This window comes from uncultured Roseovarius sp., assembly GCF_947489715.1.
Taxonomy (GTDB): domain Bacteria; phylum Pseudomonadota; class Alphaproteobacteria; order Rhodobacterales; family Rhodobacteraceae; genus Roseovarius.
In genome coordinates this window covers 34,098-46,768 of the sequence record NZ_CANLER010000004.1, presented here as the reverse complement: position 1 = coordinate 46,768, position 12,671 = coordinate 34,098, and the positions used below count along the sequence as shown (strand labels likewise).

Sequence of the window (12,671 nt, the reverse complement as noted above, 5' to 3'; positions counted from 1 at the left end):
TGCGGGTGTCATCTATCTTGGGCGAGAAAGCGTTGTAGCTGCGCGGTGACAAATTCGTGGTTTTCAAGGTTGGACAGATGACCGCTGCCTGGCACTTCCACCATCATGGCGCCGGGGATGGCATCGGCAATCACCTTTGAATAGGCGGGTGGTGTGGCCGTGTCAGATGCGCCAACCAGCACCAGACTGCGGGTCTCAATCCGCGCCAGCCTATCCAACGCATCATGATTGCCGATCAACGTCGCAGCCTGCACCAACCCCTCCGGCGTGGCGCGCGACATGGCGGCCAAGGCAGCATCAAAAACGGTTTCGGAACACTCCGGCGCTACCAAATCACGCATGATTGCTTCGCATAATTCAGCCACCGGTGTGCCGCTCTCCAACGGCGTACGCACAGACGCAACAAATTCTTCCGCATCCGATCCGCCATCCAGGCCAAACTTAGGCGAGCAATCCAGCAGCACCAGAGATTGCACCAATTCAGGGTCGGCCAAGGCCAACTCCATGGCAATCATCCCGCCAAGGGACAAGCCAACCACATGGGCCGCATTTGTCTTAAAATCTTCACGCATGGTGGTCGCCAGAAACGCAGCCATTTTGGTGGGTGTCGTCAGTGCCGCGATGTGATCGGACCCACCATAGCCCGGCATATCCCAGGCAATCACGCGGTGGGATTTGGACAAGACCTGCATTTGCGGCCCCCAGGACTGGCTGGAGCCCGGCATCCCGTGCAGAAACACAACGCTGGGGCCTTCACCCGCCTCAATCCATGAAACATCGCTTTCCTTGCAGGTTTTCATCATATCACGCACGCTCGGCACGAACGGGCATCCGCTTGATACCATTGATGAAATGAGACCTGACGCGGCTATATTCATCCGTCATATCGATATGTTTCACGCGTTTGAGCATCTCTTCGATGACAACCCGGATTTCCAGTTTGGCCAGAAACGTACCAAGGCAGAAATGCGGTCCCTGATGGCCGAACGACAGGTGGTCGTTGGGCGTGCGCCCGATGTTAAACCCAAACGGATCCTCGAACTGGTCTTCGTCGTGGTTGGCCGAAATGTGGAAAAACACCACCTTGTCCCCTTGGGCAATGGGGACACCGCGAATTTCGGTATCCATGGTGGCGGTGCGCCGAAAATGCATGATCGGGCTTGCCTTGCGCAGCACCTCTTCGATGGCCAAAGGCAGGCGCTCGGGTTCGCGGCGCAGGATCTCCATTTTGTCGGGGTTTTCCATCAACAAGATCATCGCATGACTGATGCTGTTGCGGGTGGTTTCATTCCCGGCCGTCATCAACAGCGAGAAAAAGTTCTGGGTTTCAAAATCCGACAGCGCTCCGCCTTCGGGTTTTGCCGTGGCGAGCTTTGTCATGATGTCGTTCATCGGGCATCCGCGCCGCTCATCTGCTAGCCCTTGTGCGTAGTCGAACACCTTTTTGGCATAGGGGCTGCGGAACGGGTACAGACGATACGGATCCGTATCGACCAGATCAACGGGGGCCTCGGTAAAATCAGGTTCGCTGTTGACGATCATCGCATCGCCCCAATCGACCAGCTTGTCAGCGTCCGCGACCGGTGCTCCCAGAATACGGCAAAGCAGGCGCATGGGAATGATCCGCGACAGGTTGTTCACCAGGTCAAATTCGCCCAGATCGAGGCATTCTTCGATGACCTCTGCGGTCAACACACGGAAATCATCCTCAAATTTCTTTACAGCTCGCACTGTGAAATCGCGATTGACGATACCACGCAGACGGGCGTGATCGGGCGGATCAATTTCGATCATGTTGCGGCGGTGGGCAAGTTCCTCTTCGTTCATCTCTTCCAGGTGAACGCCGTAGTTGGAGGTGAACGTCTTGTAGTCGCTCATCACACGGGCCGCATCACCGTATTTGGTAATGGCCCAGAACCCTTTGTTGCCGTCCCATTCTTCGTGCCAACAGACAGGACAATCGCGGCGCATCATTGCAAAGGTGTCGTGGGGGACGGCCTCTTTGTAGATGTCGTGACTGATGACATCGAGCCCGTCAATCGTGGGTGTTTTTGAAGTTCGCATGGTGGTTATCCTCCGCGATGGTTCAATAAAGTTCGAGGTACTCGTTGTGTTCCCAATCGGAAATGTGCTGTTGCGCGCGGTCTAGTTCGAAGCGTTTGACCGTGGTAAACAGGCGCACGAATGGGTCCCCAAGCACTGCACAAAGATCGGTATCACTTTCCAGACAGGCCAACGCCTCGCCCAGTGTTTGTGGCAAGGCCGGGGCTGTGGCGTCATCTTCGGCCAAGCCGGGTTTGGGGTCGGCAAGGGTCAGTTTTTGCTCAATCCCGATCAGGCCCGCCGCAAGGGTGGCCGCCTGGAAAAGATAGGGGTTGGCCATGCCCGCCCCGCCGCGCATTTCCAGATGTGTTGCCTTGTCGCGCGAGGCTTTCATGCGCAGCAGTGCGGTGCGGTCCTCAATCCCCCAGGTAGCGCGGGACGGGGCGAAACTGCCTTTTTGAAAGCGGTGATAGCAATTGATGGTCGGGGCCATGAGGGCAGTCAGGGCGTTTGTATGTGCAAGAATACCTGCCGTGAATTGCAACGCCATCTCCGATAACCCGTCTGGGTCATCCGGGTCATTGAACTTGTTTTCGCCGCTGTTTGCATCGTTCAAACCCATGTGAAGATGATATCCGCAGCCTGCCAACCCCAGCTGCGGTTTCGACATGAACGTTGCCAACAGCCCATTGCGCGCTGCAAATTCCTTGACAATGGCCTTGAACCGAAACGCGCTGTCAGCGCCGGACATGCCATCTTGCGGGGCAAAATTGATCTCAAACTGTGAAGGGGCATATTCCGCGTTGTGCGTTGTCAGCTCAAACCCCATCTCTGTCAGGGTATCCATTAGATCGTTGATGAAATCCGTGTAGTGATTGCGCGCTGTCGCAAAAATGTGTTGCCCCGCAAACAATGGTTCCTTGGTTTCACCATCGTAGAGGTAAAATTCCAACTCATGTCCGGATTTCACGCTGAACCCCATGGCATGCGCCTTGTCCAATTGAACCTGCAACAAGTTGCGAGGCGCTTGTTCCAAAGGCACCCGGTTCTGCCCCCAATGGGGGGTGCAGATCAGGCTGGCTGAGCGGCGGTCCCACGGTAAAACGGTCAGCGTAGAGAGGTCGGGGATCAGAAAGGCATCCATATAACCAACTTCTTCGGCGATCCCGGTGTCGGGCACCACATAGCTGCCCGAATCCAGACCCAACGTGCCACCATACATGTTCACACCCTTTTTTGCGAAGCTGCTGAAGGCGCCGATAGGCACTGTTTTGGAACGTGGAATCCCCATGATATCTGACATCTCAAACCGGACATAACGCACGTCGTCTTCGCGAAGTTTTTCAGCCACGGCATCAACTGTCGAAATTTGTGTCATTGGTTCCCTTGCCGTTTGTGTCGCCGATCTGGATGATTGCCCATTTGCCATTACCACTTTGGGTATCTGCGCATCGAAACTCTTTTGTTTGAAAGCAGTCTTTCTATTCCGTCCGTGTAAGGCATCGCCACAAACACGGGTTTTCCGCTTCAATCCGGCATGGTTTGGGCTGTTTGGAGTGAACAACATCGGGCAGCCCCAACGTCAAATCAAACCCCCATCGGTATGACCACACGCACCACAGACATCCTAGTCAAAGGTGATAACAGAGCGCACCGTTTGCCCCTCGATCATCGCTTCAAAACCGCTGTTGATATCCTCAAGGGCAATCGTCTGGCTGACCATGTCATCCAGGTTCAGGCGCCCGTCCAGATACAGTTGCACGTATTTGGGCATATCTATCCGAAACCGGTTCGACCCCATGTCACAGCCCTGCACCTTTCGTTCTGCCAGAAAATGCAACCCGGACAGCTGGACTTTGTCCTCAGCCCCCATCAAGCCGATGATGGTTGCAGTGCCGCCTTTTGACAGGCACATAAACGCCTGTTCGGCAGCGCTCGGGTGGCCTATTGCCTCAAAACTGTATGTGACGCCTTTGTTGTTGGTGGCCTCCAAAATCTGCGCAACAGGGTCATGCTCTGACGCATTGCATAGATCTGTCGCTCCAAAATTGCCTGCAAGGCTCAGCTTGTCAGGATTGACATCAATCGCAAATATGCGCCTCGCCCCGGCGAGATACGCGCCCTGAATAACGTTCAAGCCGATGGCACCACAGCCAAACACCGCAACCGTCGCACCCGGTTCAACCCTGGCCGTGTTGAACACCGCCCCCAGCCCAGTTGTCACGCCGCAGCCAATAAGCGCCGCGCGATCAAACGGTATATCGCGCGACACCTTTGCGACAGCGTTTTGATGCACAAGGATCTGCTCGGCAAATGCACCCAGCCGCATGAATTGCCCCACAGGCCTGTCATCCATGGTGATCCGCGGCGGCGCATCCTGCGCTCGATTTGTGCTGTCAGGATTTTCGCAGATTGCTGGTGAACCGCTCAGGCAATGCTCACATGCGCCACAGAACACCGACAGACAGGCGATAACGTGATCCCCTGGGGCCACATAGGTCACATCACTTCCCACGGCCTCGACCACGCCGGAAGCCTCATGGCCCAAAACCGCTGGCAAAGCCGTTTTCAGATGCCCCTGCATGAAATGCAGATCTGTGTGGCACAACCCGGAAGCCTTGATGCGCACCAACACCTCATTCGCTGCGGGCTTTTCAATTGACAGGTTTTCGATCTCCAACGTGCCCGGGGCTTCATACAATACAGCTGCACGCATCTGGTCGGTCCTCGGTTGTTCAGAAACAAATATCTATGGGTAAAGTGATGGCACAATTCCGGACCGATACTATCTTCAGGCCCCAAGAATACTTTTCTGTGCGTGTACAGCTGCGTTCGGGCCGGCACCCAACAACGTTTATTGTTTTTTGCCCCTTGTTCATTGAACTTTTCTCGTCTTTTTTTGTTGAGCCTTCCCCCACAACAAGTAGCCCGCCGACGGGGAATGTCGTCGCTGTAAGTGTCCTTGTTCGCAGTGCCTTCGATACCCACTTCGGCGCCGGGGTCGGTGGGATACATTAGCCCTTGCACGGTATCCACGTGTACCGATGCATTTGTCGCTTCCAACACGCCACCAAAACGGGACATCGTGGCATCCGGGTTAGGATTGCCTTCACCCTGAACGACAAAGACTAGCTCGTCTTACCCACGGCTCTCGTCATCGACCAGATACACGCCGGATTTTGTTTTTGGGGTCACTGCTTACGCCCGTCGCGCCACAGGATTCACGGTTGGTTGCACCGCTCAAGCATGCCAACAATGATCTTACCGCATTTGACAATCACTCCGTCTCGCGTTTCGATTGATAAATCCATCCGCAGCAATAGGGTGAACTGGACATCGCACCTCAACCTGGCATTCAAACACCGGTTCGGTGTTGCACTGCGACGCGGAAACAAACGTGCTGCAACTACAAACGAATGCTGCGACCGCGAAGACTAAAAATCCAAGGTCGGTTGTGTCCGCTTAGCTGCCCTTCAGCATAAATTTGGCCAACCAAACTTATCGAATGACTGCTCTGAATCCAGAGTCCCGAATGCTGCACTTTATCCGAACAGCCACGACACACAGAAATCCGACATTGGCTATGCTATTTCTCCTATTTGCAGGTGAAATAGGCCAAGCCTAACCTGCTGGGTGAAGCAGCCGGTACATCCCATTAATGACCAATGCTGCACATCGCTCGTACAGCAGCTTCCAATTGCGTCAATTCTCGACAATGAGCCCATTTTTCCAATTGCTGCACCGTGATCAATGAGATCCAATCACCAAATGCAGGTATTCTATTCCCTGAGCGTTTCCTTAAACGCCTCAGCCAGAAATTCACGGCAAACCCGCACCCGCTTTGTGATATCCCTGCCGACGCGGGACAACAACCAAAGATGCCCGTTGGGAGGGGCCCAGTCGGGCAGCAACCGAACCAGATCACCTCGATCAACAAACATTTGTGCTACCTGAACCGGTAGCGCGCCATAGGCATCCCCGACGGCGAGAAACTGAGCCAAAGTCGCATAGTCGCTGACAACAAGCGCATCGCGATTGACGGGAACTTTGTCGGCGCCTTTGGTATCGTGCAGCAGTTCCAATGTCCCAGCTGCTTCATCATGCATGGGCAGGATATACCGAAACCTGCAAAGGTCATCGGGCGATTTAATTGCATTGAACACTGCTTTGGGAGCCGCATAGAGCCCCATCCGGACAACGCCCACATGTGTCGCCCAATAGTCCATGTTTGGAAGTGTGTCTGTTCGCGTAATTCTGATTGCGATATCGACCTTGTCGGTCGTCAGATCAACAATGGTATCCGCGGATGACAAGCTGGTGCTGATATCCGGATATTTCCGCAAGAGCTGGTGAAGCATCTCTGGCAGGACGGTCATGGAAAAATCGATTGGTGCGGATATACGTACCACTCCCGCCGCGTCCATCGCGCTCTCGGTGATTGCGAACATGCCATCGTCAATCTTCATCACCGCGTCACGGATAAAGGGATAGAACGCCGCGCCCTCAGCGGTGATCCGCGACGATCGCGCAGCACGGTCAAATAGCTTTACCCCCAAATTATCCTCAAGCCGCGTAATGCGCCTGCTCACACTGCTTTTGGTTTCATGCAGCCGTCGTGCAGCGTTTGCAAGTGAACCAGCCTCCACAACCGAGCAAAAGGTTTTTAAATCGATTACGCGCGCATTGATAGTTTCCAAAATTGCAACCTCAGGTGCCAAATTTTTCGGCTATTAGCATCAATTCTGCAACGATATACCCCTTTCAGCCAACAAGGCAATTCAATTCACTTCGAAAACTGCAACCTGAATTATGGGCGAGACACATGAAAAACCTGATCAAAACAACCGTATCCACAGCCGCACTGGCACTATTTGCAGCCACATCCTTCGCCGATGGGATGAGTGAAGGCGGTGGCGCACGCTATGTCTGGACTGAAGGCGCCTTTGCTGGCGAATACCGCCTGACCCTGTTGGCCGACGGTCAGATCAAATGGGAAGGTCTCGAAGGAGCAGAAAAGGGCAAGTCCGCGACTGAAAACGGTTTCTATTCAACCGACATCGCCGAGGGTGTCTACCTTCTGTCGTGGCTGGAAAAAGCAGGTTACACCGTCAACGTGATCTTAAACACCGAAGCCAAAACCATCAACGGCATCGTTTCCAACGAAGAAGAGCACTATTCGCTCAAAGGCGAGCTGCTAGAATTCTCCACTGGCAACTGATCCGGTCCGGCCCACGGTACTGAGGGTGGGCCGCATCCTCCCAGTTTCAAGAAGGAATACCGCTATGTCACAAGTCCACCTGAAGCCGGCTGACGGCAAATACGCAGAGTTTCACGCGGGACATCCCAGCGAGATGCCCACCTATGTCGCATCGTCCGAATTGATAGTTCGTGACTTGCAGGCGATGGCAGCCTGGTATGAAGACGTCATTGGACTGGAATATACAAACGGAAATGTCGGTCAGATCAAAATGGGTATCGCTGGCGAACCCTTATTGACGCTAACACAAGACGTAGAGGCCGAACTTGCACCGAAGTCTGCGCCGGGTCTGTTTCACAACGCTTTTGTCGTGCCAAGCCGTGCCGCCCTCGCACGCTGGTTCGCCCATGTGGTTGACAGCAAAATCACATTGTCAGGCGCGTCGAACCACCTTGTCAGTGAAGCCATCTACCTGGACGACCCCGAAGGCAATGGCATCGAGGTCTATCGCGATACGCCAAGGTCCGAGTGGACGTTTGATGACAACGACTTTGTTCAGATGGCATCTCTGCCAATGGATCTGGACCGGCTGTACGCGGAAGGCAAGGGCCAGCCCTGGTCGGGTATGGAGGCGGGTACGTCACTGGGCCATATCCACCTGAAAGTATCGTCCAACAGCGACATCAACGCTTTTGCACAGGACCTGCTGGGGTTTGACCTGATGCTGGGCTACACCAGCGCGTGGTTTTACGCGACAGGTGGCTACCACCACCATATCAGCGCGAACGAATGGCACAGCAAGGGTCAGCCTGCGCGCGATGACAGCATGACCGGGCTCAAAAGCTACACGCTTCAATTCAACGACCGGTCGCTGCTGGATCAGGTGGCCGCACGGCTGCCCGACAGCGGTTACACTTATTCGATCGGCGATGATGAGATCGTCGTTCGCGATCCCTCCGGCATCGACGTCCGGCTTGTCTGAATATCTGGGGCAGCGGAAACGGCGCCCCTTTCATCTCAATCTCAATCAGAAGGTCGCTAGAAATGACTGATACATCTTCTCTTGCAGCGCTCATGCTGCGGCTGGGCACGGGTACGCTTTTCATTGCGCATGGGCTGCTCAAACTTGTTGTCTTCACCCCTGCGGGCACCGCCGGGTACTTCGAATCTATCGGTTTGCCCGGGATGCTGGCATATCTGACCATTGTCGCAGAACTTGGTAGCGGTGTTGCCCTGATCGCAGGTGTTTACACGCGACTGGTATCGCTCGCCCTCATCCCCGTATTGCTTGGTGCAGCCTATTTTGGGCATGACAGCAACGGCTGGGGGTTTTCCAACGAAGGCGGCGGATGGGAGTTTCCGGTGTTTTGGGCTGTTGTGATGCTGGCTTTGGCTATTCTCGGAAATGGCGTCTATTCCGTGCATTCGTTCTTTGCCAAAGCAAAGCCCGCCTGACTTTATGCGCCATGTGTCGACGATGTCGCTGACCTCCAGTATCGGGCTCATGGCAATCTTTGCCGTGGACCTGATCGACATCCTCTTCATCTCTCTGCTGGGTATTGATGAGCTTGCCGCATCCGCAGGTTACGCCAGCACGCTGATGTTCTTTGCCAGCGCCATTAATATCGGTCTGTCGATTGCGGCTGCAGCACTTGTCTCGCGCGCGATCGGGGCACATGAGGAAGACGAGGCCAGAAGGTATGCCACAAGCGTTGCTGTCTTCACGTTCGCGGTCGGCCTTGCTGTTCCCGTCATCATGCTTGCGAATGCGAACTACCTGCTGGGCCTGGTCGGCGCAGAAGGAGAGGTCGCGGCGAAAGCAAAATCCTACCTGATGATCATCCTGCCCACTACGATGTTCTCGGGCATGGCAATGGTCACTGTCGCGGTATTGCGGGCCTATGGCGATGCCCGACCCGCGATGTATCCGTCGCTTTTGGGGGCGGTGTGAACGCAGTTCTCGATCCTCTCTTCATCTTCACCTTGGGTCTGGGGCTGGAGGGCGCGGCCTGGGCGACAGTAGCCGCCCGGACCGCCACGATGGGCTTTGCGCTTTACCCGGCGATCAAAAAATATGACGCCTTTGCCATCTGTAGCCTCAAATCGGTCTGGCGCGACTTGCCCAAGGTCACTGGGATTGCGATACCCGCCGTTCTGACCAATGTCGCGACACCCCTGGGAAGCGCTATCGTGACGCGGGAAATGGCCAAATACGGAACTGAGGCCGTCGCTGGCATGGCCGTCATTGGCCGTCTGGTGCCTGTCGTCTTTTCCGTCGGTCTGGCGCTGTCCGGCGCGATTGGTCCGATCATAGGACAAAACTTCGGAGCCTCCCGCATGGACCGGGTGCGCGAGAGCTACATTGACGGGCTGAAGTTCCTGACCGTCTATGTCTGCCTTGCGGCACTGCTGCTCTATCTTCTGCGTGTACCATTGGCGAATATGTTCGATGCGCAGGGTGATGCGCGGGTGCTGCTGTTCTGGTTTTGCGGGCCGCTGGCGCTTGCCAACTTCTTTAACGGTGCAATCTACGTATCCAACGCGTCCTTCAACAACCTGGGCCACCCGGCCTATTCAAGTTGGATCAATTGGGGACGCCACACGCTGGGCACCTGGCCGTTCGTAATCGTATTCGCTGGCTGGATGGGTGCGCCAGGCGTCTTGGTCGGCCAGGCCGTTGGTGGCATCCTCTTTGCGGCAGTCGCTGTGTGGCTGAGCTTCCGGGCAATCGAACATCCCGGCGAGAACCCGTTCATGCCGTTTTTCTGCCCCCTGCAATATCGCCTGCATGTGGTGAGCGGGCGCTGTATTCGTTGAATTCAGCAGAAATTTAGTGGAACCGAAACCCGCCACACCGAATGTTCTCGGTTGCAAACTCAAAGAATGCATGGACTCGGGCACTTCGCCGGATGTCAGGGTGCGCCAGCATCCAAAGGGTTGAATTGAACTTCTCCTCCGGATCGTGAACACGAACGAGGTCCGAACAAGCCTCACCCAAATAGCAAGGTAAAGCACCAAACCCGAGGCCGCCGCGAACCAGCTCAAAAACACCCATCAGAGAGTTAGACACTGTAACGGGTGTGCCCTCTGGTTTGTGCTTTACAGTGATCTGGCTCATCGGTGATTGATTGAGACTGTCATTCAGCCTGACCCATCGCTGCTCTGTCGCAGGAAGATTCTTCACCCTATCTAGATAGTCTTTCAGTGCATATGCCGCGTAGGAAAGCTCTGTCAGGTTACGACCAATCCAATGCTCAGGTGGGGAGTTTGTGGGGCGCAATGCTATATCTGCATCACGCTGCATCAAGTCGAGTGGTCGCGTGTCAGACAAGAGCTTCAGTTCAGTGTCAGGGAATTGTTGCTGAAACGTTGAAAACACCGGGGTCAAACAGTGGAGCAGTGAATCCGTTGTTGTTACCGTCAAAGCGCCTGCCAACCGCAAGTCCTGACCGCCCAGTTCCCGCTGGATACTGTTCATGCCGTCGCGCAACTGAAGCCCATTTCGAAAGAAGTGCTCGCCCGCAGCAGTCATGACATAGCCGTGGCTTAACCGCTCGAACAAGGCAACACCCAGGCGGGCCTCGACACCCTCGATCCGACGAAACACGGTCGAATGGTTGACCCCCAATTGACGCGCGGCACCGGACAGACTGCCGGCCTCGCAAACAGCCAGCACAAAGGGGATATCGCTCCAGTCCAGTTTCTGTGCATTCATGCAAGCTCTCCTTGCTGAAACTGTGAATTATCTTGCGGTAATTATCAAGATATCTGTTGTTCAAGCGAACGATGGAGACACGAAATGTTTACGCCCCTGAACCTACCGCAACGTGTTGGCCCCAAACCAGAAACAACCCACGGCCTGCCCCATGCCCAGATCACCCAGCATGGCCCTGATGACATTGTCGATCAAATGCGCGACTGGGCGTTTTCACTGCCCGGTGTCGATGAGACACACAGCCTGGTGTCGGTTCCCGGTGCCCGCGCGATGGTCATGCATGATGAGGCTGCCTGCAATGACGAGGCCTTCATGATCGGTCGCGAGATCGCTCATATCCACCCCAAGCCCGACAATGGCAGCATGCATGTGCAACTCCCTGAAGGCGATGCTCTGGAAGTGGTGAACAAAGGCTGGGGCGAGCATCACACACTGGTCGATCTGGGCCGCCGCCCGGTTGGCTTGGTGATGGTGTATTCGCCCCGTGACGAAGCTGAACTGGCCATCATTAAATCCATTCTCGGCCGGTCTTACGAATTTGCGACTGGCACAAAAATTGCAGCCTAACCCTGAAACGAAAGGACAAGACATGAAACATTTCACTTTTGCTTTGCTGACCTCATTGCTGCTGGCCCCGGCTGTTTTTGCACAGGAGATCGAAACCAAATCACTGGATGAGCTTTACGCTGAGGCCATTGCCGAAGGTGGAGAACTTGTCATCCGTGCGGGCGGCGATAAGGACGATCAGGCGGACTATTACCTGGATATGTTCAAAGAGCGTTTTCCAGAGATCAAACTGACCCACAGCGTAGACCTGAGTTTCTATCACGCTTCGCGCTATGACAATGCGCGCAAAGAAGATGATAAGGCCGATGTGCCGGACATCATTCAACTGCAAACACTGCATGACTTTGACTACTATGCTGAGCGCGGACTGCTTGAGCGTTACAAGCCGAAGAACTGGGAAAAAGTGTACCCAGACTACAAAGACCCCCATGGCAACTGGACAGGTCTGTTTGGCGTGGCGTTTACCAATGTGTACAACAACAGCGTCATTGCAGATGCGGATGCCCCGCGTGATGCGATGGATTACCTTGATCCGGCATTGAAGGGCAAATTGATCTTAGTCTATCCCCACACGGATGACGCCGTGCTGTACCAGTTCTGGAACCTGAAGGAAAAATACGGCTGGGAATATCTTGAGAAACTCGTTGCGATGGAACCAACATGGGTACGCGGCACGTCTATGCCTTATGTGGCCATCGATAATGGCTGGTACGGCGCGAGCTTCACCACGTCCTGGGCCTTTGTGCCGTGGGAAGGCAGTGATACACGCCTTGTGCTGCCCGAAGAAGACTTCTTCCTGACATGGTTCCAGGTTGCCGCCATTCCGACGGATGCCAAGAACAAAGCAGCGGCGAAACTTTATCTGAACTGGATGCTGTCTGAAGAATTCCAAGGCAAATGGCTGCAATTCCCGGCCCGCATGGATATCGAAGCCCCTGGTGGATACAAATCCCACCAGCACTACAATACGTCCCCCGCAGATTTCCACCGCTTCATGCTCAAGCGTGACCTCGTAGAACGCTTCCGCTTGCAAATCGAGCAACTCGTTGGCCCAGCCACTGGCCCCGCACCGCTCGACCTGGACTACACCGTTAAACCTTAAACCTATCTCGAGCGTTGCCCTCGAAAACGTAAGGGCAACGCGCAAAC

Annotated in this window: 13 protein-coding genes; 7 read left to right on the top strand and 6 right to left on the bottom strand. The window is 54.9% G+C overall.

Going from position 1 to position 12,671, the window contains the following annotated elements; genetic code table 11:
- Window positions 1–8: 8 nt before the first annotated feature.
- The 5 genes from Q1B27_RS11925 to Q1B27_RS11905 form a co-directional block, all read right to left on the bottom strand.
- The gene (locus Q1B27_RS11925) at window positions 9–803 is read right to left on the bottom strand and encodes an alpha/beta fold hydrolase (RefSeq protein WP_299847817.1); all 795 of its coding nucleotides are present in this window, start codon (window positions 801–803) and stop codon (window positions 9–11) included.
- Window position 804: 1 nt separating this feature from the next.
- The gene (locus Q1B27_RS11920; RefSeq protein WP_299847816.1) at window positions 805–2,064 is read right to left on the bottom strand and encodes a cytochrome P450; all 1,260 of its coding nucleotides are present in this window, start codon (window positions 2,062–2,064) and stop codon (window positions 805–807) included.
- A gap of 22 nt (window positions 2,065–2,086) precedes the next feature.
- Window positions 2,087–3,421, bottom strand: a complete 1,335-nt coding sequence (locus Q1B27_RS11915) for a glutamine synthetase family protein (protein ID WP_299847812.1) — start codon at window positions 3,419–3,421, stop codon at window positions 2,087–2,089.
- A 249-nt stretch (window positions 3,422–3,670) separates the two neighbouring features.
- A complete protein-coding gene (locus tag Q1B27_RS11910; protein WP_299847810.1) occupies window positions 3,671–4,759 on the bottom strand; it encodes a Zn-dependent alcohol dehydrogenase in 1,089 nt (362 codons plus the stop codon).
- 1,063 nt (window positions 4,760–5,822) lie between these two features.
- Window positions 5,823–6,740: a LysR family transcriptional regulator gene (locus tag Q1B27_RS11905; protein WP_299847808.1), complete on the bottom strand. Its 918-nt coding sequence runs from the start codon at window positions 6,738–6,740 to the stop codon at window positions 5,823–5,825.
- A 125-nt stretch (window positions 6,741–6,865) separates the two neighbouring features.
- On the opposite strand from Q1B27_RS11905, the gene Q1B27_RS11900 reads away from it, so the two are divergent.
- From Q1B27_RS11900 to Q1B27_RS11880, 5 genes are all read left to right on the top strand, one after another.
- Window positions 6,866–7,261, top strand: coding sequence for a MoaF C-terminal domain-containing protein (locus Q1B27_RS11900; protein WP_299847806.1), 396 nt, complete (start codon window positions 6,866–6,868; stop codon window positions 7,259–7,261).
- 64 nt (window positions 7,262–7,325) lie between these two features.
- On the top strand, window positions 7,326–8,222 hold the full coding sequence (locus Q1B27_RS11895) for a VOC family protein (RefSeq protein ID WP_299847804.1): 897 nt from the start codon (window positions 7,326–7,328) through the stop codon (window positions 8,220–8,222).
- Window positions 8,223–8,284: 62 nt separating this feature from the next.
- Window positions 8,285–8,695 (top strand): DoxX family protein, encoded by a 411-nt coding sequence (locus Q1B27_RS11890; RefSeq protein ID WP_299847802.1) that lies wholly within the window; start codon window positions 8,285–8,287, stop codon window positions 8,693–8,695.
- Between the two features lie 22 nt (window positions 8,696–8,717).
- Window positions 8,718–9,191: an MATE family efflux transporter gene (locus Q1B27_RS11885; protein ID WP_299847800.1), complete on the top strand. Its 474-nt coding sequence runs from the start codon at window positions 8,718–8,720 to the stop codon at window positions 9,189–9,191.
- Complete coding sequence (locus tag Q1B27_RS11880; protein WP_299847798.1) at window positions 9,188–10,057, top strand: MATE family efflux transporter; 870 nt, start codon at window positions 9,188–9,190, stop codon at window positions 10,055–10,057. Before Q1B27_RS11885 ends, Q1B27_RS11880 begins: the two co-directional genes overlap by 4 nt.
- A gap of 13 nt (window positions 10,058–10,070) precedes the next feature.
- On the opposite strand, the gene Q1B27_RS11875 is transcribed toward Q1B27_RS11880, so the two are convergent.
- Entirely contained in the window at window positions 10,071–10,955 is an 885-nt protein-coding gene (locus tag Q1B27_RS11875) for a LysR family transcriptional regulator (RefSeq protein ID WP_299847796.1), read from the bottom strand.
- 84 nt (window positions 10,956–11,039) lie between these two features.
- On the opposite strand from Q1B27_RS11875, the gene Q1B27_RS11870 reads away from it, so the two are divergent.
- Both Q1B27_RS11870 and Q1B27_RS11865 read left to right on the top strand, forming a co-directional pair.
- The gene (locus tag Q1B27_RS11870) at window positions 11,040–11,522 is read left to right on the top strand and encodes a luciferase family protein (protein ID WP_299847794.1); all 483 of its coding nucleotides are present in this window, start codon (window positions 11,040–11,042) and stop codon (window positions 11,520–11,522) included.
- Window positions 11,440–12,624 carry an ABC transporter substrate-binding protein gene (locus Q1B27_RS11865; RefSeq protein ID WP_299847792.1) on the top strand — a complete coding sequence of 395 codons (1,185 nt, stop codon included), beginning with the start codon at window positions 11,440–11,442 and terminating at the stop codon, window positions 12,622–12,624. Before Q1B27_RS11870 ends, Q1B27_RS11865 begins: the two co-directional genes overlap by 83 nt.
- The last annotated feature ends 47 nt before the right edge of the window (window positions 12,625–12,671 follow it).